This window comes from Pelomonas sp. BJYL3, assembly GCF_027257975.1.
GTDB lineage: Bacteria > Pseudomonadota > Gammaproteobacteria > Burkholderiales > Burkholderiaceae_C > Roseateles_B > Roseateles_B flavus.
Map to the genome: position 1 here is coordinate 231,372 of NZ_JANZKX010000004.1, position 21,279 is coordinate 252,650.

19 protein-coding genes are annotated in these 21,279 nt (G+C 70.9%); 6 read left to right on the forward strand and 13 right to left on the reverse strand.

The genetic code is table 11. The features are described 5' to 3' along the window. Positions 1-3 precede the first annotated feature (3 nt). Positions 4-1,686, forward strand: a complete 1,683-nt coding sequence (locus tag O9Y01_RS14640) for an alkaline phosphatase family protein (protein WP_269632342.1) — start codon at positions 4-6, stop codon at positions 1,684-1,686. A 62-nt stretch (positions 1,687-1,748) separates the two neighbouring features. On the opposite strand, the gene fghA is transcribed toward O9Y01_RS14640, so the two are convergent. Continuing rightward, positions 1,749-2,600, reverse strand: a complete 852-nt coding sequence (gene fghA, locus O9Y01_RS14645) for an S-formylglutathione hydrolase (RefSeq protein ID WP_269632343.1) — start codon at positions 2,598-2,600, stop codon at positions 1,749-1,751. Positions 2,601-2,612: 12 nt separating this feature from the next. After that, positions 2,613-3,719 carry an S-(hydroxymethyl)glutathione dehydrogenase/class III alcohol dehydrogenase gene (locus O9Y01_RS14650; RefSeq protein WP_269632344.1) on the reverse strand — a complete coding sequence of 369 codons (1,107 nt, stop codon included), beginning with the start codon at positions 3,717-3,719 and terminating at the stop codon, positions 2,613-2,615. A 71-nt stretch (positions 3,720-3,790) separates the two neighbouring features. Here O9Y01_RS14650 and O9Y01_RS14655 point away from each other — a divergent pair, with 71 nt between their 5' ends. Further along, positions 3,791-5,518 carry a diguanylate cyclase gene (locus O9Y01_RS14655; protein WP_269632345.1) on the forward strand — a complete coding sequence of 576 codons (1,728 nt, stop codon included), beginning with the start codon at positions 3,791-3,793 and terminating at the stop codon, positions 5,516-5,518. 28 nt (positions 5,519-5,546) lie between these two features. Here O9Y01_RS14655 and O9Y01_RS14660 read toward each other — a convergent pair whose 3' ends face one another. Further along, positions 5,547-6,536: a hypothetical protein gene (locus O9Y01_RS14660; RefSeq protein WP_269632346.1), complete on the reverse strand. Its 990-nt coding sequence runs from the start codon at positions 6,534-6,536 to the stop codon at positions 5,547-5,549. Between the two features lie 134 nt (positions 6,537-6,670). After that, positions 6,671-8,596, reverse strand: coding sequence for a sigma-54-dependent Fis family transcriptional regulator (locus O9Y01_RS14665; protein ID WP_269632347.1), 1,926 nt, complete (start codon positions 8,594-8,596; stop codon positions 6,671-6,673). A 344-nt stretch (positions 8,597-8,940) separates the two neighbouring features. Between O9Y01_RS14665 and exaC the strand changes: the two genes are divergently transcribed. The 3 genes from exaC to O9Y01_RS14680 all read left to right on the forward strand — a co-directional run bounded on the left by exaC (position 8,941) and on the right by O9Y01_RS14680 (position 12,715). Then, positions 8,941-10,461 (forward strand): acetaldehyde dehydrogenase ExaC, encoded by a 1,521-nt coding sequence (gene exaC, locus O9Y01_RS14670; RefSeq protein WP_269632348.1) that lies wholly within the window; start codon positions 8,941-8,943, stop codon positions 10,459-10,461. 77 nt (positions 10,462-10,538) lie between these two features. Further along, positions 10,539-10,931: a DUF779 domain-containing protein gene (locus tag O9Y01_RS14675; RefSeq protein WP_269632349.1), complete on the forward strand. Its 393-nt coding sequence runs from the start codon at positions 10,539-10,541 to the stop codon at positions 10,929-10,931. Between the two features lie 188 nt (positions 10,932-11,119). After that, complete coding sequence (locus O9Y01_RS14680) at positions 11,120-12,715, forward strand: methyl-accepting chemotaxis protein (RefSeq protein WP_269632350.1); 1,596 nt, start codon at positions 11,120-11,122, stop codon at positions 12,713-12,715. Here O9Y01_RS14680 and O9Y01_RS14685 read toward each other — a convergent pair. The 8 genes from O9Y01_RS14685 to O9Y01_RS14720 form a co-directional block, all read right to left on the reverse strand. Beyond that, complete coding sequence (locus O9Y01_RS14685) at positions 12,697-13,620, reverse strand: class I SAM-dependent methyltransferase (protein ID WP_269632351.1); 924 nt, start codon at positions 13,618-13,620, stop codon at positions 12,697-12,699. The genes O9Y01_RS14680 and O9Y01_RS14685 overlap by 19 nt on opposite strands. Positions 13,621-13,699: 79 nt before the next feature. Next, positions 13,700-15,280: a PH domain-containing protein gene (locus tag O9Y01_RS14690; protein ID WP_269632352.1), complete on the reverse strand. Its 1,581-nt coding sequence runs from the start codon at positions 15,278-15,280 to the stop codon at positions 13,700-13,702. Beyond that, entirely contained in the window at positions 15,273-15,776 is a 504-nt protein-coding gene (locus tag O9Y01_RS14695) for a PH domain-containing protein (RefSeq protein WP_269632353.1), read from the reverse strand. The genes O9Y01_RS14690 and O9Y01_RS14695 overlap by 8 nt, the downstream gene beginning before the upstream one ends. A 39-nt stretch (positions 15,777-15,815) precedes the next feature. After that, positions 15,816-16,229 (reverse strand): FKBP-type peptidyl-prolyl cis-trans isomerase, encoded by a 414-nt coding sequence (locus tag O9Y01_RS14700; RefSeq protein ID WP_269632354.1) that lies wholly within the window; start codon positions 16,227-16,229, stop codon positions 15,816-15,818. Positions 16,230-16,346: 117 nt separating this feature from the next. Then, the gene (locus O9Y01_RS14705; protein WP_269632355.1) at positions 16,347-17,420 is read right to left on the reverse strand and encodes a nucleotidyltransferase domain-containing protein; all 1,074 of its coding nucleotides are present in this window, start codon (positions 17,418-17,420) and stop codon (positions 16,347-16,349) included. After that, positions 17,417-18,349 (reverse strand): HprK-related kinase A, encoded by a 933-nt coding sequence (locus tag O9Y01_RS14710; protein ID WP_269632356.1) that lies wholly within the window; start codon positions 18,347-18,349, stop codon positions 17,417-17,419. The genes O9Y01_RS14705 and O9Y01_RS14710 overlap by 4 nt, the downstream gene beginning before the upstream one ends. After that, the gene (locus tag O9Y01_RS14715) at positions 18,339-18,611 is read right to left on the reverse strand and encodes an HPr-rel-A system PqqD family peptide chaperone (RefSeq protein WP_269632357.1); all 273 of its coding nucleotides are present in this window, start codon (positions 18,609-18,611) and stop codon (positions 18,339-18,341) included. Before O9Y01_RS14715 ends, O9Y01_RS14710 begins: the two co-directional genes overlap by 11 nt. A gap of 78 nt (positions 18,612-18,689) precedes the next feature. Further along, on the reverse strand, positions 18,690-19,331 hold the full coding sequence (locus tag O9Y01_RS14720) for a hypothetical protein (protein WP_269632358.1): 642 nt from the start codon (positions 19,329-19,331) through the stop codon (positions 18,690-18,692). A gap of 304 nt (positions 19,332-19,635) precedes the next feature. Between O9Y01_RS14720 and pssA the strand changes: the two genes are divergently transcribed. Continuing rightward, on the forward strand, positions 19,636-20,253 hold the full coding sequence (gene pssA, locus O9Y01_RS14725) for a CDP-diacylglycerol--serine O-phosphatidyltransferase (protein ID WP_183106042.1): 618 nt from the start codon (positions 19,636-19,638) through the stop codon (positions 20,251-20,253). A 12-nt stretch (positions 20,254-20,265) separates the two neighbouring features. Here pssA and O9Y01_RS14730 read toward each other — a convergent pair whose 3' ends face one another. Further along, entirely contained in the window at positions 20,266-21,237 is a 972-nt protein-coding gene (locus tag O9Y01_RS14730; RefSeq protein WP_269632359.1) for a DMT family transporter, read from the reverse strand. Positions 21,238-21,279: the final 42 nt, after the last annotated feature.

Sequence of the window (21,279 nt, forward strand, 5' to 3'; positions counted from 1 at the left end):
TTCATGTCCCACTGCCACCCACGCCCCCTCGCGCGCACGCTCGCCGGCCTCTCGGCGGCCTGCGCCCTCGTCCTGCTCCAGGCCTGCTCCACGCTGCCGCAGACCGCGCCCGCGGCGCCGCCGCGCCTGGTGGTCTTCATGGCGGTGGATGGCCTGCCCATGCGGCAGGTGCTGGCCTACCGCGACCAGCTGGCGGAAGACGGCTTCCGGCGCTTCCTGGACCGCGGCCTGTGGTTCTCCGAAGCGCACCACGGTCACGGCTACACCGTGACGGCCGCCGGCCATTCGGTGATGCTCAGCGGGGCCTATCCGCAGCGCAGCAGCATCATCGGCAATGAATGGGTGGACCCGCAGACACGCGAGGACCGCTACAACACCGACGATCCCGCGCACCACTACCTCGGCCATGCCACGCCGGCCCTGGTGGGGACCAGCCCGCGCAACTACCGCGTCGAGACCGTGGGCGACGTGCTGCGCACCCTGCATCCTGAGGCCCGGATGATCGGCATCTCGGGCAAGGACCGCGGTGCCATCCTGCCCGCCGGCCACAAGGGCACGGCCTACCTCTACATGCAGAGCAGCGGCGGCTTCACCACCAGCGACTACTACCTGCCCGAGCTGCCCGCCTGGGTCCGCACCTTCAACGACGCCCACCCCGCCGACCGCTACTTCGGCCGCAGCTGGGAACCCCTGCTGAAGGACCCGCACGCCTACGACCGCTCGGTGCCGGACGGTCAGCCCTGGCAGTCCACGGGCGGCAACGGCAACCATCTGCCCGCGGTGGTGGGGGCCGGCATGAGTGCGCCGGGGCCGGCCTTCTGGGCCAATCTGCTGCCCTCCCCCTTCGCCGACGAGCTGACGCTGGACTTCGCCCGCGCCGCCATCGAGGGCGAGCAGCTGGGCGCCGACGACACCACGGACCTGCTGAGCATCAGCCTGTCCAGCCACGACTACATCAACCACGCCTTCGGGCCCGAGTCGCGCCTCTCGCACGACCATTTCCTGCACCTGGACCGCTACCTGCAGGCCTTCTTCCGGACGCTGGACGAGCGCGTCGGCCGCGACCGCTACATGGTGGTCCTGACGGCGGACCATGGCTTCCTGGACACCCCCGAGTGGGCCCGGTCCCAGGGCCGCGATGCCGGCCGCGTCCCCCTGAAAACCCTGATGAGCGCGGTCGACGAAGGCCTGGTCCGCGAGTTCGGCGAGGGGCCCTGGGTCACGCACTGGTCGGGGACGGGCATGCTCTTCGACGAGGCCCGCATCCAGGCCAGGGGGCTGGACCGCGACCGCGTCTATGCCAGCGCCGCGCACGCCGCCGAGCAGGTGCCCGGCATCGCTGCCGCCCTCACCCGCGCCCAGCTGAGCGGCACGGGCCCGGCACCCGAGGTCCTGAGCCGCATGCGCCTGTCCTGGCATCCGGACGCCGCCGCGCCGCTGCAGATCGTCGTCAAGCCGGGCTGGATGATCAGCAGCAAGACCACGGGCACCACCCACGGCTCGCCCTATCGCTACGACACCCACGTGCCCATCCTGGCCTGGGGTCCGGCCTGGTGGGGCCGGGGCGAAGTGCGCCAGCCCGTGGCGGTGGCCGACATCGCCCCCACGCTGGCCCGCATGCTGGACCTGCCGGCGCCGCGCGATGCGCAGGGTCAGGTCTTGCCGGTGCCGCGTCTGAAGCAGTAAGGCGGGGGCTCGCGCCCTTCAGTCCGTCTTCAGTCCGTCTTCAGTCCGTCTTCAGTCCGTCTTCAGCCCACCTTGAGCCGGACAGCATGATGCTGCAGGTGGTCCGCGATGACGCTGGCCACGAAGTAGTAGCCATGGTCGTAGCCGGCGTGGCGGCGCAGGGTCAGGTCTTGCCCCGCCGCGCGGCAGGCGGTCTCCAGGCGCTCGGGCTGCAGCTGCTCGGCCAGGAACTTGTCGGCCAGGCCCTGGTCGACCAGCAGGGGCGGCAGGCGGTGACCGGCAGCGATCAGGGCGCAGGCGTCATGGGCGGCCCAGCTCGATTCGTCCGGGCCCAGATAGCCTGCGAAGGCCTTGCGGCCCCAGGGCACCTGGCTGGGCGCCACGATGGGCGCCAGGGCGGAGACCGAGCGGTACAGGCCCGGGTGCCGCAGCGCCAGCGTCAGCGCGCCGTGCCCGCCCATGGAATGGCCCATGAGGCCGATGGCATCGGGGCGCATAGGCAGCTGCGCGCACAGCAGCCCGTGCAGCTCACGGGTGATGTAGCGCTCCATGCGGAAATGGGCGGACCAGGGCGCCTGCGTGGCGTCCAGGTAGAAGCCGGCGCCGTGGCCGAAGTCCCAGTGGGCATCAGCCCCGTCGATGCCGGTGCCGCGCGGGCTGGTGTCCGGCGAGACGAGGATGAGGCCCAGGCGCGCCGCCTCGCGCTGGGCTCCGGCCTTGATCGCGAAGGTCTCCTCGGTGCAGGTCAGGCCGGCCAGGTAGACCACCGCCGGGCAGGGCCCCTGCGCGGCCTGCGGCGGCAGGTAGACGCCGAAGCGCATGGGCGTGCCGGTGGCCTCGGATGCATGCTCGTAGAAGCGCTGCACGCCGCCAAAGCAGGCGTGCTCGGACAGAAGGCGCAGGGTCTGGCTCATGCGCGCCCGGCCTCAGTACATCACCACGGAGCGGATGGACTCGCCGCGCTTCATCAGATCGAAGCCCTCGTTGATGTCCTCCAGCTTCAGGCGGTGGGTGATGAGCTCGTCGATGCGCAGCTTGCCTTCCATGTACCAGTCGACGATCTTGGGCACGTCGGTGCGGCCGCGGGCGCCGCCAAAGGCCGAGCCTTCCCATTTGCGGCCGGTGACCAGCTGGAAGGGCCGGGTGCTGATCTCGGCGCCGGCCTCGGCCACGCCGATGATGATGCTGCGGCCCCAGCCCTTGTGCGTGCACTCCAGGGCCTGGCGCATCAGCTGGGTGTTGCCCACGCACTCGAAGCTGTAGTCGGCGCCGCCGTCGGTCAGCTGCACGATGGCGTCGACCACGTTGTCCACTTCCTTGGGGTTGATGAAGTGGGTCATGCCGAACTGGCGGGCCATGGCCTCGCGGCCGGGGTTGATGTCGATGCCGATGATCTTGTCGGCGCCGACCATCTTCGCCGCCTGGATCACGTTCAGCCCGATGCCGCCCAGGCCGAAGACGGCCACGGTGGCGCCCGCCTCCATCTTGGCCGTGAAGATCACCGCGCCCACGCCGGTGGTGACGCCGCAGCCGATGTAGCAGATCTTGTCGAAGGGCGCGTCCGGCCGCACCTTGGCCACGGCGATCTCGGGCACCACGATGTAGTTGCTGAAGGTGCTGGTGCCCATGTAGTGGAAGACCGGCTTGCCGTCCAGCGAGAAGCGTGAGCTCGCATCCGGCATCAGGCCCTTGCCCTGGGTGCCGCGGATCAGCTGGCAGAGGTTGGTCTTGCGCGAGAGGCAGAACTTGCACTGCCGGCATTCGGGCGTGTAGAGCGGAATGACGTGGTCGTCCTTGCGCACCGTGGTGACGCCGGGGCCGACGTCCACCACCACGCCCGCGCCCTCGTGTCCCAGCACGGCGGGGAAGATGCCTTCGGGGTCCGCGCCGGACAGGGTGTAGTAGTCCGTATGGCAGATGCCCGTAGCCTTGACTTCAATCAAGACTTCACCGACCCTCGGTCCGGCAAGATCCAGGGTTTCAATGCTGAGGGGCTGGCCGGCTTTCCAGGCCACGGCGGCGCGTGTCTTCATGGGCACTCCTGCTGGGAGATCGGGAAAGGTCCGACTGTAGGGGATGCAGAGCAAGCAAGGAATCTGAGGGGATGTGGCTCTTCTTCGCCTGGCGCAGCCTGCGCTTGCGCATGGCGCTGACCTTCGGGCTGCTGGCCGTGATCGTCGCGCTGAGCATGCAGTCCTACATCGGCGTCGTCTTCGCACGCCATGTGATGCAGGAGCGCACGGGCAGCCTGCAGAACAGCGCACGCATGGTGGCCGCCCAGCTGTCGGAGCAGCTGCGCCAGCGCCAGCGCGAGCTGGACTTCATCGCCACCCTCCCCGTCACCCTGGCCGCGTCCGGCGACGCCCGGCCGCTGCGCGCCCTGCTCAGCCAGCTCAAGGGGAGCTTCCGCGACTACGCCTGGATCGGCTTTGCCGACCCGCAGGGCCGGGTGCTGGTCTCCAGTGACGGGGTGCTGGAGGGCGTGGATGTCTCCCCGCGCCCCTGGTTCCAGGGCGCCCGCCTCAGTCCCTTCATCGGCGATCTGCATGAGGCCTTGCTGCTGGCTCGTCACCTGAGCTCCCTGGACCCCGGCGAGCCGCCGCGCATGCTGGACTTCGCCGTGCCCCTGCTCGATGCGCGGGGCCGCCCGCTGGGCGTGGTCGGCGCGCACGTGCACTGGCGCTGGTTCGCCCACCTGCTGCAGGACATGGCGGCCTCGGGCGTGCTGCCGCAGGGCATGGAGGTGATGATCGCCCGGCGCGACGGCCAGCTGATCTACCCGGAGGCGGAGTTCGACGGCTCGGCGCATGAGCTGCTGCAGCGGCTGGAGCGCGAGCCGGTGGTGGACGACTACCTCCGCGACGAGCACTACTACCTGGTGGCGGCGCCCGTGCCCGCGGCCGAGCATGGCCAGGACCTGGGCTGGACGGTGCTGGTGCGCCAGCCCACGTCCCAGCTCCTGGCCGCCTCGCAGCAGCTGGCGCAGGGCCTGTGGCTGCTGTGGGGAGCCGGCGCCCTGGCCATCATGCTGATGGCCTATCTGGTCGCCGTGGGCCTGAGCCGGCCGATCGAGCACCTGGCCACCCTGCTGCGCGGGCGCCAGCCGGTGCCCGCCCCGGACCGCGAGGATCTGGGCGCCACGCGCGAGATGGACGACCTCCTGGAGGCCCTGCACTGGCGCGACAAGCGCCTGGCGCACCAGCGCGAGGAGCTGGAGCGCAATGCGCATGAGCTGGAGGCGCGGGTCGAGCAGCGCACCGCCGAGCTGCGCCAGGCCAATGCCGAGCTGGAACGCGTGGCCCTCACTGATGCGCTGACGGGCCTGCACAACCGCGGCCACCTCAACGTCCGCCTGACCGAGGAGTACACCCGCTACGTGCGGCACCGCCAGACCTACGGCGTGCTGCTGATGGACATCGACCACTTCAAGCTGATCAACGATGCCCACGGCCATGCCGCCGGCGACGCGGTGCTGAGGGAGTTCGCCGACCTGATCAAGTCTTCGCTGCGGGCCAGCGATTTCGTCGGCCGCTTCGGCGGCGAGGAGTTCCTCGCCCTGCTGCCGGGCACCACCCTGGAGGGCGCCGCGGCGCTGGCCGCCAAGCTCTGCCAGAAGACGCGCGAGCAGACCTTCAAGGGCGTGGGCTACGTGACCGTGAGCATCGGCGTGGCCGAGATCCACGAGGGCGACGCCCTGTACGAGGACGTCGTGCGCCGTGCCGACACCGCGCTGTACGAGGCCAAGAACGCGGGGCGCAACCGCTTCATGGTGGCGCCCCGCCTGCCGGAGCAGGACGGCGCACAGGGCGCCGGACATCAGGCCAGTGCCTGAGGGCGCTGGGGGTCACGCTCGGAAGGCGTCAGGTCGGGGCGTCCAGGTGGATCTGGCGCACACGATCCGTGATGCCGTCCCGCTGCAGGTTCAGCAGCAGCTTGAAGGCCGGCCCCTTGTAGATGACGGCAGTGGGGGCGCCCACGGAAATGCCCAAGGTCATCTCGCCCACTGTGCGGGACGGCTCGCCAAGGCGCTGCCGCACCGAGGAGAGGGTATCGCCCACGGCGACCCCCAGGACCTTGGCGGTGGCCGGTGCCCGGAGCCGCAGCTGGATCAGCTGCCGCTGGGCGTTGAACTTCATGAGGGCGCCCGCTGCATCGACCGCCAGGGACGACCCGTCCCGGTCCGACGACAGCTTCGCATCCGGGCCCAGGGCGGCCTGCACCGCCGCCAGCGTCTGGCCGAGCTGGGCAGGCAGACCGTCGACACGCGCCGGCTCCTGCACCCGTGGCGTCATGGGGACGCCCAAGGCCTTCAGCTGGGTCAGCACAGACTGGGCGAAGAGCGCGTCCTCGCGTCCGCCATCGACGACGGACTCGGCCCGCCACAGGCTGTGCTTGCTGGAGACCTGGATCAGCCGCATCTCCACCTTGGTGGAAAAGTGCATGGAATTGCTCGTGTTGGAGGCCTCCATCGGCACGATCACCAGCACATGCGTGCGGCCCGGGGTGCCAGGCCCACCTTCCAGGCTGACCCGCCCCGGCAGGCCGGCCCAGTGCAGCACATCGTGCAGCTCACCACGCAGATTGCGCATGGCGTGCGCGACCTCGTTCTCCAGCGCCAGCTGCCGGACCGGCGTGACATTGGTGGAACCCCACCAGTCCAGCTTGGGCTTCAGCGACGGTCGAGCCACGAGGACCACATCCACGGCGCCAAAGGGCTGAGCCTCGAGTTCACGGTCCTTGGCGGGAAGTTCCAGGGTGCGCAGTTCACCGCGGTGCGCGCAGGCAGAGACCAGCGACAGCGCCACGGCAGCCAGGCTGGCAAGGCCCAGCCGGCGTCGAGAAATCTTCATGAATCCCTCAGATGTTCTTTTGATGTTGGGGGCGGACGGCACGGCGGGCGAGCATCCCGCGGCCGGGCCGGGCCCGGGGCCTGCCCGGCTCCGCTGAAGCGGAGCCGGGCAGGCGTTGGCAGTCTAAGCCAGGGTCAGCGCGAGGCCTGCAGCCGCCGGTACAAGGTCTGCCGCGCAATCCCCAGCTGGCGGGCCGCCGCCGAGACATTGCCCCGGGTGTTCTCCAGGGCCTGGGCGATGGCCTGCTGGGAGAGCTCGCGCAGGTTCTGGGCCGGGCGCCCGCCGGGCAGGTGCTGGCGCTGCTGGAGCTGGGGCAGGAGGTCGTCCGGCAGATGGGCCCAGCCGATGCGGCTCTCCTGGGGCGACAGCAGGGCCACCGCGGTGCGCAGCACCTGGTGCAGCTGGCGCAGGTTGCCCGGCCAGTCGTAGGCGCGGAAGGCCTCGCGCAGGGCCGGCTCCAGGGTCAGGCCCTGGTCCGGCGCCAGGGATTGCAGCAGACGGTCGAGCAGCGCCTCGAGGTCGCTGCGCTCGCGCAAGGGCGGCAGCTGCAGGGCCAGTCCATTGATGCGGTAGTAGAGATCGGCCCGGAAGCGCCCCTCGCTCACGGCCTGAGCCAGGGACTGGTGGGTGGCGCACAGCAGCTGCACGTCGAGCGCCACGGGCGCGCCGCCGCCCAGGGGCTGCACCTCGCGTTCCTGCAGCACGCGCAGCAGGCGGGTCTGCAGGGCCAGGGGCATGTCACCGATCTCGTCCAGGAACAGAGTGCCTCCCTGGGCCTCGCGCAGGCGCCCCGCGGCGCCCTGGCTGCGCGCACCGGTGAAGGCACCGGGCGCATAGCCGAAGAGCTCGGCCTCGATCAGGGACTCCGGCAGCGCCGCGCAGTTCAGCGCGACGAAGGGCCGGCCCCGCCGCGGGCTGATCTCGTGCAGGGCCTTGGCGAAGAGCTCCTTGCCCACGCCGGACTCGCCCAGGACCAGCAGGGGGATGTCCTTGCCCAGCACGCGGCGGGCCTTGTCGGCGGCGGCGCGCCAGCGGGCATCGCCGCTGTCCAGGCGCTGCAGGGCGTCTTCCTGCGGGGCCTGGGGCGCCAGGGGAGCGCTGCCGGTCTTCGGCGCCAAGGTCAGCACGGCGGGGCCGCGGCCCTGCAGCTGCGCGTAGAAGGCCTCGCCCCGCTGGGTGCGCAGCAGCAGGGGCCGGCCGCCGGACTGGCGCAGGCTGCCCAGCCAGGCCTGCATCCCGCGCTCGAAGAGCTGGGACCAGGCGCTGCGCTGCAGGTCGGCAACGCCCAGCCCCAGCAGGGCCAGGCCCTTGCGGTTGGCGCCCACCAGCCAGCCGTCCTCCGAGAAAGCCAGCAGGCCCTGGGCCACCGAGCCGATGCCCTCGGCCCGCGCATGGAACTGCAGCACCAGCTGGTGGCGGCAGCTGGCCATCACGAGGCTGTTCTCGATCATGCGAGCCGCCGTGCCCACCAGGCCCAGGGTGTGCGGGTGGCGGCTGCGCTGTTCGCCGGAGATGTCCAGGATGCCCATCAGCTGCCCCTGGGCCGAGACGATGGGCGCGGCTGCGCAGGTCAGGAAGCCGTTGCGCTCCAGGTAGTGCTCGGCACCGTGGATCTCCACCTCCTGGGCCTCGGCCAGAGCCGTGCCGATGGCATTGGTGCCGCGCTGCGACTCGGCCCAGCTCGCGCCGCAGGTCAGGGCCACGCGCTCGGCCTTGCTGAGGAAATCGAGGTCGCCGCGGGTGTGCATCAGCACGCCCTGCGGATCGGCCAGGATGACCATGCTGTGGCTGTGCCGCACCTGCTCGAAGAGGTGCTCCATCACCGGCTCGGAGTGGCAGATCAGCTCATGGCTCAGGGCGCGGCTGCGCTGCAGTTCGGGGCCGGCCAGGTTGTCCTGGCAGTGCAGGCGGCCGACGGGCGAGAGACCGGCCGTCAGGCTGCGCTGCCAGGAGCGCGCCAGCAGGGCGTCGACGCCCGGTGACGGGACCAGGCCCTGCTCGGTCAGCCGCTGCCGGGCCAGGCGCAGCTGCTGCGCCGGCACGAGGGGGTGGGAACGCATGCGTGTCTCCGTGCGCGGGTGGACCCGCGGTCTGTGGCGCCGAGTCTAGGAGGACTCGGCCGCAGCCGCGGCACCGGCCGACGGACGGCTGCGCGACTGTCGCAATTAGTGACAGGTGTCGCTGACACCCGGCGGACAGCCGTGACAGCGCCGGGGCCGGGCGAGCGCCCCGGGTAGACCCGGAGACAGCGGGAAAACGTCCGGGGAATCAAGCACTTGCTGCCGGGCTGACAGGCCGGCCGCGGGCTGGCATTGCGTTTGCAATGCGATGGACGGAGCCGGCCCGCCCGTGCACCACCACTTCCACACCCACAAGCCTTCGACAGGCCCCTCAGGAGACACGCATGATCTACGCCCCGCCCGGCGCCCCTGGCGCCAAGGTCCAGTACAAGAGCCGCTACCAGAACTTCATCGGCGGCCAGTGGCGCGAGCCCGTCAAGGGCCAGTACTTCGACGTGGTCACGCCCATCACGGGCCAGGTCTACACGCAGGCCGCGCGCTCCACCGCCGAGGACATCGAGCTGGCCCTGGACGCCGCCCATGCCGCCGCCGATGCCTGGGGCAAGACCGCGCCCGCGGCCCGCGCCAACATCCTGCTGCAGATCGCCGACCGCATCGACGCCAACCTGGAGCTGCTGGCCTACGCCGAGACCGTGGACAACGGCAAGCCCATCCGTGAGACGCTCAATGCCGACATCCCCCTGGCCTCCGACCACTTCCGCTATTTCGCCGGCTGCGTGCGGGCCCAGGAAGGCGCGCTGTCCGACCTCGACGAGCACACCGTGGCCTACCACTTCCACGAGCCCCTGGGCGTGGTCGGCCAGATCATTCCCTGGAACTTCCCCATCCTGATGGCCGCCTGGAAGCTGGCGCCGGCCCTGGGCGCGGGCAACTGCGTGGTGCTGAAGCCGGCGGAGTCCACGCCCACGAGCATCCTGGTGCTGATGGAGCTGATCGCCGATCTGCTGCCCCCCGGCGTGCTCAACGTGGTCAACGGCTTCGGCCGCGAGGCCGGCATGCCGCTGGCCACCAGCAAGCGCATCGCCAAGATCGCGTTCACGGGCTCGACCTCCACGGGCCGCGTGATCGCCCAGGCCGCGGCCAACAACCTGATCCCCGCCACGCTGGAGCTGGGCGGCAAGTCGCCCAACATCTTCTTCGCCGACGTGGCCGATGCGGACGACGCCTTCTTCGACAAGGCCATCGAGGGCCTCGTGCTCTTCGCCTTCAACCAGGGCGAGGTCTGCACCTGCCCTTCGCGGGCGCTGATCCACGAGTCCATCTACGACAAGTTCATGGGCCGCTGCCTGGAGCGCATCGCCGCCATCAAGCAGGGCAACCCGCTGGACACCGACACCATGATCGGCGCCCAGGCCTCCAAGGAGCAGATGGCCAAGATCACCTCCTACCTCGACCTGGGCCGCCAGGAGGGCGCGGAGCTGCTGATCGGCGGCTCGCCCGCGCAGATGGGCGGCGAGCTGGCCGGCGGCTACTACGTCCAGCCCACCGTGTTCAAGGGCCACAACAAGATGCGCATCTTCCAGGAGGAGATCTTCGGACCGGTGCTGGCCGTGACCACCTTCAAGACCGAGGCCGAGGCCCTGGCCCTGGCCAACGACACGCTCTACGGCCTGGGCGCCGGCGTGTGGAGCCGCAACGGCAACGTGGCCTACCGCATGGGCCGCGCCATCAAGGCCGGCCGCGTCTGGACCAACTGCTACCACGCCTACCCGGCGCATGCGGCCTTCGGCGGCTACAAGGAATCGGGCATCGGCCGCGAGACGCACAAGGACATGCTGGACCACTACCAGCAGACCAAGAACCTGCTGGTCAGCTACAGCGAGAACAAGCTGGGCTTCTTCTGACCCTGCGGTCGCTCACCGCGTGAGCGAGGGGAGCGGAGCGATCCGCTCCCTTTTGTCCTTTGTGCATGGAGGTCCTCATGTCCGACACCCCGGTCCCACGCGTCGTGGCCACGCCGGCCGCGCTGGAGCTGATCCGGCGCCTGCAGGCCGAGCATGGCCCCGCGCTGATGTTCCACCAGAGCGGCGGCTGCTGCGACAACAGCGCCGCCAACTGCTACCTCCCTACCGACCTCACCATCGGCGCCCAGGACGTGCACCTGGGCGAGGTGGGCGGCGTGCCCTTCTACATCGGCAAGCTGCAATACGAGTACTGGAAGCACACGCAGCTGATCCTCGACGTCATCGAGGGCCAAGGCGGCACCTTTTCCCTCGAAGGCTCGACCGGCCTGGCCTTCCACACCCGCTCGCGGCTCTTCAGCGACGAGGAATGGGCGCAGATCGAGGCCCGCGTCGCGCAAGACCTGGCCTGAAGCGCGGCGGCGCAGATCGGTCGCACCTGGCCTGGGCTTGTGCCAATTTTGTCCTGGCTTTCCAGGTCATGACGCGAATTCCCCCCGATGGATGCTGGCGAACACTCAACTTAACACCTACAAATAGCAGGCGCCGGCATCACCCGGACTCATGACGCATGGCTGCCCGGCGCGCAGGGAGACCACGCATGAAAATGACCGACCGCCTGAACATCCAGGCTCGCCTGGGCCTGGGCTACGCCCTGCTGACCCTTCTGGTCATGCTGGTGGCGCTGATGGCCATACGGGCCCTGGGCAGCTCGCAGCAGAACTTCGAGAACCAGGTGCAGCAGATGGAGCATCTGCAGGACCTGGGCAACGGCGTGCTCTCAGCGGCCAATTCGCGCGCCGTCGCGGCCCGCAACCTGGTTCTGTCCGCCGACCCGACCCAGGCCGCGAGCGAGCTCAGTACCATCCAGAGCTCGCACGCCCGGGTGCAGGACCGGCTCAAGGCCCTGCGCGAGGCCGTGACCGGTGCCGCCAGCAGCACGCCCGAACTCCGGCAGCTGCTGGAGAAGATCGAGCAGACCGAGGCGGCCTACGGCCCGGTGGCCCTCAACATCACCCAGCTGGCCACCAGTGGCCAGCGCGAGCAGGCGATCCTGCACATCAACAAGGACTGCCGCCCCCTGCTGGCCACGCTGATCCAGAACCTGGACCTGCTGCTGAAGGAGACCGACCGCATCAGCAAGGCCAATGTGGAGCGCTCGCAGGCGGACTTCAGCACCCTGCGCCTGAGCCTGTTGGGCATGGGCGCCCTGGCCGTGCTGGCGGCCGTGGTGCTGGGCGTGCTGACCACGCGCTCCATCGTCCGGCCCCTGGCCATGGCGACCGCGGCCTCGGAGGAATTCGCCCACGGCGACCTGGCCCACGCCCTCACGGTGCAGGGCCACGACGAGATCGCCCACATGCTGGGCGCCATGGAGGACATGCGGCGCAACATCGCCGGCATCGTCACCCAGGTGCGCAAGGGGGCCGATGGCGTGGCCACGGCCAGCGTGCAGATCGCGCAGGGCAACCAGGACCTCTCCGGCCGCACCGAGAGCCAGGCCAGCTCGCTGCAGCAGGCGGCCTCCTCGATGGAGCAGCTCAACGCGACCGTGCGCCAGAACGCCGACAACGCCCAGCAGGCCAACGAGATGGCCCGCACGGCCTCGCAGGTGGCCAGCGCCGGGGGTCAGGTCGTGACCCAGGTCGTGGACACCATGCGCGGCATCAATGAGAGCTCCCGCCGCATCGCAGACATCATCGGCGTGATCGACAGCATCGCCTTCCAGACCAACATCCTGGCGCTCAACGCCGCCGTGGAGGCGGCCCGGGCCGGCGAGCAGGGCCGGGGCTTTGCGGTGGTGGCGGGCGAGGTCCGGGCCCTTGCTCAGCGCAGCGCCGAGGCCGCGCGCGAGATCAAGACCCTCATCAACGACAGCGTCGAGCGCGTCGAGCAGGGCAGCAGGCTGGCCGACCAGGCCGGCAACACCATGCAGCAGATCGTCAGCGGCATCCAGCGCGTGACGGACATCGTCAGCGAGATCAGCTCCGCCAGCCACGAGCAGAGCCGCGGCGTGTCCCAGGTCAGCGCGGCCGTCAGCCAGATGGACCACGCCACGCAGCAGAACGCCGCCCTGGTCGAGGAAATGGCCGCGGCGGCCAACAGCATGAGCTCGCAGGCCCAGCAGCTGGTGAAGGCCGTGGCGGTGTTCCGGGTCGAGGACTCGCTGCTGCCGGTTCAGGCCGGTGCGCGGTAGACCAGCACCTTGAGCGCGCGCTCCGGGTCCGCGTCGGCAAAGGCCGGCGGATTGGGCAGGCGCTCCACGAACTGCAGCGCGGGCACCAGCTCGGCCATCTGGTCGCGCAGGAAGGCCGTGTCCAGCTTGGGCGTGTTGAGGCACAGCAGGGCCTCGCCGCCCGGTGCCAGCAGCTCGGGCAGGCGGCGCATCAGGCGGGCGTAGTCCTTGGTGGCCACGAAGCTGCCCTTCTGGAAGCTGGGCGGGTCCACGATGACCAGGCCGTAGGGCCCGCTGCGCTTGAGCTTGGCCCAGGAATTGAAGATGTCATGCGCCAGGTAGCTGGCGCGGCCTTTCTCCAGGCCGTTGAGCTCGTGATTGCGCCGGCCGATGGACAGCGCCCCGGAGGCCATGTCCACGTTGATGACCTCGGCCGCCCCGCCCTGCAGCGCCGCCACCGAGAAGGCGCAGGTGTAGGCGAACAGGTTCAGCACGCGCAGGCCCGGCTGCGCCGCCGCGCGTGCGCGCACCCAGCGCCGGCCCTCGGCCATGTCAAGGAAGAGGCCGTGGTTCTGGCCCTTGAGCACATGCACGGCATAGCGGGCGCCCTGCTCCGCCACCACATGCGGCTCCGGCACGCTGCCGGCCATCAGCCGGGTCTCGGCGTGGTGGTCCTGGCGGCATTGGAAGACCCAGTTCAGCGCCTGCCCCGGCGCGACGAGCGCCCAGCGCGCCGCCAGGGCCTGGCCCACCCGGGCCAGCTCGTCCTCGCTCACGGCCTGGAAGCTGGTCAGCACCCAGACCGGCTCGAACCAGTCCAGCACCCAGTGCTCGCAGCCCGGATGCAGGCCGCCGCGCCCATGGAAGAAGCGCCCGGTCTCGGTGGGCAGGGGCAGGGTGGCGAGGGTGTCGAGCAGGGCTTGCATGCGGAATCTCAGGGGCCGGGAGGCAACAGGGCCTGGCATTGTCCCTGCGCTGCCTGACGCCCTGGCTGCGGCCCACGCCTCAATACGGTCGCAAGACCTGACCCCACAGCCGCCGGCGCAGGCGCTGCGCCTCGGCCAGGGGCAGGCAGGGGATGTCCAGCGCGCGCCCACCCCGGGGCCGGCCCTGGGTGTCGGCACGCAGATGGCACAGGCCCAGGCTGCGGTCCAGGGCGGAGCTGTAGAGGCTCAGCTGCTGCAGACGCGGGCCCGCCACCACCACCCAGCGGCGTGTCAGCACGCCATGGCGGTAGAGCAGCAGCTCGCCACATTCGGCATAGGCGGCGAAGCGCACCCAGGCGTGACAGTAGGCCCACAGCCCCACCGCCAGCGCCAGGCCCGCGGCCAACAGGCCCGGCAGGGGCACCCGCAGGCCGAACGCGAGGTCGGCAGCGGCCAGCGCCAGCAGCGCGATGATCAGGAAACGCCCCTGCCCCCACAGCTGCCGCCAGAAGGCCCGGGCGGGCAGAGGCTGCCATTGCAGCTGCTCCCACTGCAGGGCCGGCAGGCACAGGCGCAGCAGGGCGCGGGCCTCCTGCGGCGTGGCAATGGGGGCCAGCTCGTCGAAGCGGCCGCCGGGGTCCAGGCCGTGCTCATGGTCATGCGAGTCATGCCCGGCCACGCTGACGGCCAGGCGGCAGCGGCCGAAGCGGCGGTGCAGCCAGGTCTCCACCAGCTCCCAGCGCTGCAGGCGCGGCAGGCGCGCCGTGGCGGTCACCTGAGTGCTGAGGCCGCGGTGCACGAGCAGCTTCTCGCCGTCCTGCTCCAGGCGGAAGCCCTGGTAACGGAAGAAGGCCAGCACCACGGACAGCAGGCGCACGAACAGCAGGAAGGCCAGCACCAGCAGGGCGATCTCGGCAGCCAGCCACAGCCAGTGGCCGGACTCGAACAGGCGCCCAAAGGCATGGCGCACCCAGGCAATGGGCGCGGACAGCCAGCCGAAGAAGCGGCGGTGCAGCTCCGGCTTCTGGGCCACTGCCGCGAAGGCCGTGCCCACGATCACCATGCCGCGGTTGGAGATCAGGCCCAGCTTGAGGATGTCCAGGCTGCCCAGGCGGTGCAGCAGGCGCACCGCAGGCTGGGCGTTGGCCATGCCGTCCAGCTGCGCGCAGGACGGGCCGGCGCCGGTCGTCGGCACCGCCGGCGCTGCGCCCCGCAGCGCCTGCTCCAGTCGCAGGGCGGCCTCCAGGCCCAGCACCTTCATCACCGCCTCGGGCTTGCCGCCGGCGGCGGACTCCAGATGCAGCTCCGTCACGCCCAGCAGGCGGTGCGGCAGCTTGCGCGTCCGGCTGGTGTTGTGGATGCGGGCCAGCGGCACATGGCGCACGCTGCGGCCCAGCACGCCCTCGTGGATGACCAGCTCGCCGCCCTGCAGGGCGTAGCGGTAGCGGCTGGCCTGCAGCACGGCCCAGATGGCGGTGATTCCCAAGGGCACGGCGGCCCAGACCTCCCAGCTCGAGCCGCGGCCGAAGACCACCGCCGCCAGCACCGGCAGCGCCACATGCCGCAGCAGATGGGCGGCCACGAACAGGGCCGACAAGGGATGCAGGCGCTGCCAGGCCCCGGCCTGCAGCGCCTGCGCCTTGGCCAGCGGCTCACTCATGGTGACCCTGCACGCGCGGCATCAGCGAAGCCCGCAGCGCCTGCGCCTCGGCCAGCGGCAGGCCGTGCACGGCGGTCTTGTGGTCATGCTGGCCAGCGGTGTGCAGCACCAGGCGAGCCATGCCCCACAGGCGCTCCAGCGGGGACTGCTGCAGGTCCAGGTGCTGCAGACGGGCGATGGGCACCCAGCTCTCGGTCCGCCACCACACGCCGCGGCGCAGCACCAGGCCTTCGCCCGGATGCAGGGCCGCGCCATAGGCCTGGTAGCGCCAGGCACCGTAGACCGCGCCCAGGCCCAGGCTGCCCAGCAGGACGGGCAGCGCGGTGCCGGCCAGCCAGGTCCAGGGCCAGCTCTCGTCGATCAGGGACAGCCCCAGCACCGACAGGCCGCTCAGGACGACAGCGCACGCCAGGGCCGCCCTCAGCTGCCACAAGGTGCGCAGGGTGCGCATCTTTCCCAGCACCTGGGCGGCGCCGCCCTCCAGCTCATCGCTCATGCTTGCTCCTCGGGGCGGTACAGCGCCCCTGCCGCGGACTCAGGGCTTGGTGACGCCCAGCAGCTCGACCTCGAAATTCAGCGTGGCGCCGGGCGGGATGACGCCGCCGGCACCGCGCTCGCCATAGGCGATGGACGCCGGGCAGGTGAGGCGGGCCTTGCCGCCGACCTTCATGCGCTGCAGGCCCTCGGTCCAGCACTTGATGACCTTGCCCAGCGGGAACTCGGCCGGCTGGCCGCGGCGCACCGAGCTGTCGAACTCCCGGCCGTCGGGCAGGGTGCCGACGTAGTGCACGCGGACCTTGTCTGCGGCGGTGGGCTGCTCGCCGGTGCCCGCCTTCAGCTCTTCATAGACCAGGCCGCTGGCGGTGGTGACGGGCTCGGCGGCGCCGGCGGCCGTGCAGCTCAGGCCCAGGGCCAGCAGGAACAGGGAGGTGCGGGAAGAGAGGCTCATGGAATCGCTGCTTTCTGCGAGGTCGAAATGCCGCGCATCATGCGGCAAGCGCACAGGTCCGCCAAGCCGTATCGTTACGGAGTTCGCCCACTGGCGCAGGCGGGGCCGGCCGTCAGCTTAGGGCGAAGGGGCCAGGCGCTCGCGCAGGCTCATCCAGGACTTGCGCAGCAGATGCGGCAGCAGCAGGCGCAGGGGCATGCGCAGCAGGTGGGCGCGCCAGTACAGGCGGCGGCCGGCGCGGTGGCGTTGAGCGGGGCTGGCGGTCTCGTCCAGGCCCAGGGCGGTGCCCATCCAGCGAGCCTCCGGCCGCTGCCGCCAGCCGGGCTCGGCGCTGTCCAGACCCGAGGCCAGCTCCTGCAGCAGGCGATGGGCGGGCAGCAGCGTGCACAGGGGCGCCAAGGCCTGGGCCAGGGCCGGCAGCAGGCGCAGCTGCGCGGCGCGCGCAAGCAGCGCCGCCGTGCCGCTCTCGGCCGGCAGCAGGCCGAGCAGGTCGTGCAGGTCCAGGAGATCGCGCCAGGCGTGATCCATCTCGCCATCCAGGCACAGATGCAGGGCCGAGTGCAGGACCAGGTCCGCGGGCTGCAGCAGGCGAAAGCCGCTGGCGGCCAGGGGCTGCGAGGCCGCGATCAGCTCGGCACCCGGCGTGTGGAAGCGGGAGCTGCGCGGCGCCAGCGCGTGGTGCACGTCCAGCACCGAGCCGCGCTGCACGTGGCGCAGCGGCGGGATCTCGTGCATCCACTGGCGGTAGTAGCGCTGGTTGTAGGCCTGGCGCTCCTCGCTGATCCAGCCCCGGGCCATCAGGGCGGACTCCACCGCGGCCAGCCCGGCCTCGGGCACCAGGAGGTCGATGTCCGAGAAGATGCGCCCGCGCGCCGGCGGCAGCTCGGCCAGCAGATAGGCCGCGCCCTTGAGCAGCAGCACCGGCTGGCCCAGGCCCTGCAGGGCCTCGCGCACCGCCAGCAGTTCGTGCCGGACCTCATGCCCATGGCGATCCAGCACCCGCAGGCTGGCCTGCAGGGCGGTGCTCACGGGCACGGGCAGCCGGTGCATCAGCCCCTGGTCTTCCATGCGGCAGGCCAGGCGGCCCAGCAGGCGCGCCTGGCGGGCCTGACCCAGCAGGCGCTCCCAGTCGCGGCCCCGGTAGCCCGAGGGCAGCTCACCTTGCAGCAGCAAGCGCAGCAGGTCTCTCATGCGGAGGCCTCCACGGGAGGCAGGCCGTCCAGCAGGGCAGTCAGGCGCGGGACGGCGTCGTGCAGGTCAGAGTAGCGCAACTCGTAGCAGTCGCAGCCTTCCAGCAGGGAGCCGAGGGCCTCGAAGCCCTCCAGGCCCAGGATCAGGTAGTTGAAGGAGTTCTTGCCCAGCTCGATCATGGCCGGCGCCTTGGGCAGCGGCTGGAGCTGCGTGGGCTCGCCGGCCACATAGCGCGGAAAGACGACCAGCCGGGGCTGTGCCGGCTCCGCCATGCGCTCGAGCTGGGGCTGTGGGACCTTCATGTGGACCACGTCACCCTTGCTCGTGCCGCGGGTGACGGCGCCGAACTCGGCCTGCGGCGCATAGCGGCGGATCACGTCCAGCGAGTTGTTCTTCAGGCTCACCGGCCGCACCGCGGGGTGCACCAGGCCGTCGGCCAGGCTCACGAGGCAGAGTTCGTCGGACAGCAGGCGCCAGTCGCTGTGCGTCAGGGCGGCGCACAGCGTGCTCTTGCCCGAGCCCGGAGGCGCGGGCATCAGCAGGGCCCGGCCGCCCCGCTCCAGCACGGCGGCATGCAGCATCAGGTACTGGTGGGCGCGGGTGCTCACGCACCAGTTCATCGCCCATTCCAGCTGGGCAAAGGCGTGCGACTGCGGCAGGGGCTCGAAGGGCCGCTCGCCATCGGAGCAGAAGCGGACCTGCGGGCGCCACCAGCGGTGCAGGCCGCGGCCGTGGTCCAGCCGCAGGGAGAAGTCCGCCTGCACTTCGGGGGGCAGGCAGGGGTAGCCGCCGTAAAGCTGCCGAAGGCCCTGCTCGATCAGGGGCAGCGGGCTCTGCAGGCGGTAGCTGAAGACGCCGGCCTGCAGGACCAGATCGCCCCGGGCCAGTCGCGCCTGCAGTTCAGCGGGCCTCAGCTGCTCAAGCTTCATGCGCAGAGTGTCTCAGCAGGCCCTGCTCGGCCAGAAAGCCCAGGCCCTGGGACAGGCCGGGCCACACCTCCTCCGGCAGCTCGCGCTCCAGCAGCAGGGGCAGGCGCTGCTGCAGGTCGGCCAGGGTGGCAGGGGACTGCTCCAGCTCGGTCAGTGCCGCGGCCAGCAGGGCATCGAGCTGCAGGGTCTGGCCGCTGCCCTCGTCAAACAGCACCCAGTCCTCGCCCCAGCAGCGCCAGTGGAACGCGGCCAGGGGGTGCAATGACCAACGCCCGCCGGGAAGGGCGGGCGCTGCGGTCGGGGCGGGGGTGGCGGAATCAGCCACGCGGGGGGCGCTGGATCACTTCTCCAGGTAGGCCACGAAGAAGGCGTAGGCCGCCTGGTCGTTGTTCAGGTAGAAGTTGATGACGTCGGTCGAGCTGTAGGGGAAGGCCCAGCCGGTGCGGCCCTTGTCCCAGCCGGTGTTGGTCTCGTAGGCCAGGGCGTTCAGATAGGCATTGAGCCAGTGGCGCTCGGGCGTATCGGCATAGGCCGAATTGCTCATCAGGGTGAGCAGGGTGAGGTTCTTGGTCGCGGTGCTGGCGCGAATCAGGATGGAACCCACCGTCACCGTGCAGCTGCAAGGCCAGGTGCGGCGCGGCACGGTCTTGCCGGCAGACAGCATGGTCTGGCCCCACCAGCCCGGGCTGTAGCCCCAGGCGTTGGGATAGGTCTCGCCATGGAAGGAATGGGCGGCCGACTGCACGCCGGAGATGGTGCAGATCACGGCCTTGCCGGTGGTGGCGCTGTTGCAGACCGCCAGGGTGACGCCGCCGGCCATGGCCTTCATGGGGCTCAGGGCGGCGAGGGTCGCGACGCTGCCGGTGCCGGCAGTCTTGAGCAGCATGCGACGGCGCGCCAGCGCCTCGGCGGACAGCCCACGGGTGGCCGCCAGGGGGTCCCGTGCTGCCTGCTGATCCGGGGTCGAACGCTGCTTGTCCATAACGAACCTCTACAGTCCTGAGAACTGATTGAAAAACCGGGATGGCACGGACCGGGTCCGTGCCGGGGCTGGCCGCCAGATGCAGGTGACGCGCCTCGCGCGCCGACATGCATGGCCAGCCTGCCAATGGCCCTGTATTTGACACTATCGCAGGCAGCGTGGAAGCCCCACCCGCGCATCCAGGGGGGGCCGCCGCCAGAGGCGCAGGCCGCTCAAACGGGGGACGCCGTCCGGCCCAGCCCCGGTGCGGCACGCGCAGGCCGCCGCCGGGGAAGGCCGCCCGGCCTCCTGTATTCTTGCCCCCATGAACCGACCCAAACCCTTCTCCATGATCCGCGAGTTCCATCTGGCGGACTGGTTCACCCTTGCCAATGCCTTCTGCGGCATGGGCTCGCTGTTCTCGGTGATGACCTATCTGCAGACGCGGGACGTGCTGCACCTGTTCTACGCCTGCGCCCTGATCCCCGCCGCCCTGGTCTTCGACATCCTGGACGGCCGCATCGCACGCTGGCGCCAGAAGAGCTCGGCCATGGGCCGCGAGCTCGATTCCCTGGCCGACGTGATCTCCTTTGGCGTCGCCCCGGCGGCTATCGCCTACGGCTGTGGGATGCAAGGACTCTATGACCGCATCATCCTGGTCTTCTTCGTCGCCTGCGGCGTCTCGCGCCTGGCCCGCTTCAACATCACCGCCGAGAAGCTCTCGGAGGGCACCGGCAAGGTCAAGTACTTCGAGGGCACGCCCATCCCCACGTCCCTGCTGCTGGTGATCCTGCTGTGGGTGGCCGCGGCCCAGGGCGCCCTGGGCGACCAGATGTGGGGCGGCCGGCTGCAGCTGGCCGGCTTCAACTTCCATCCCCTGGTGCTGCTTTTTGCGGCCTCGGGTTCCCTGATGGTCAGCCGCATCCGCATTCCCAAGCTCTGAGCCGATCCTGGCTCAGGCCGCCTCGGTGGCCGGGCCGGCCTGCGGCTGGGGCCGCACGCGCAGTGCGCCCAGGACCCCCGCCACCAGCAAGCCGATGCCCAGGGCGGTCAACGGCGCCGGCCATTCATGGCGCCACAAGAAGGCGTAGGCCAGGGCCGCCAGGGTCTCGAAGACGATCAGCTGCCCGACCAGGGTCGTGGGCAGGCGCTGGCTGGCCTCGTTCCAGCACAGCGTGCCGGCCCAGGACGCCAGCAGGCCGATGGCCAGCATCAGCCCCACATAGACCTGGGGGCGCGGCCCCAGGGGCAGGTCCACCTCGATCTGCCCGCTGCCCTGCAGCAGCGTCAGTGCCAGGAAGGCCAGCAGGGACAGCGGCAGCGTGACCAGGCCCTGGGCCGTGGCCCAGGCGCGCGGACTGCGATCGGGATGCGCGCGCAGCCAGTCGGCATTGCGGATCGGGTACCAGGTCCAGCACAGCAGCGCGCCCAGCGCCAGCAGCCCGCCCTGCACATAGGCCGCCATGCGCTCCACCGGCTGGCTGGCCAGGGCCTGCAGCTCCACCTGGTTGACGCAGACCAGGCCCGCGGCGATCAGCGCCAGCGGCAGGGCCAGCCGGGACCAGGGCAGGCGGCCGTCCCGTGCCCGGTTGCGGTGGTTGGACACCAGAGCGATCAGCACCGGCAGCGTCCCGATGATCATGGTCGGCAGCGGCCCGCCGGCCCGCTGGATCGCGGCCGCCAGGCACAGGTAGTAGAGGAAGTTGCCGATGGCGCTGAGACACAGCGCCGCCCACCAGTCCGTGGCGGCGAACTCGCGCAGGGCGCGCCGGTCCAGCCAGGCCAGGGGCAGGGCGATGAGCCCGAAGGCGAGGTAGCGGCCCGCCATCAGCTGGGCCGCGGGGTAGTCCGGCAGCATCTGGGGAGCCACGAAGACCAGGCCCCACATGAGCCCGGCCGCCAGCGCGAATGAAACACCTGTCCACATGCGGCCATCATGCCGGCCCCAGCGCAGCGGCGGCTTGTACAG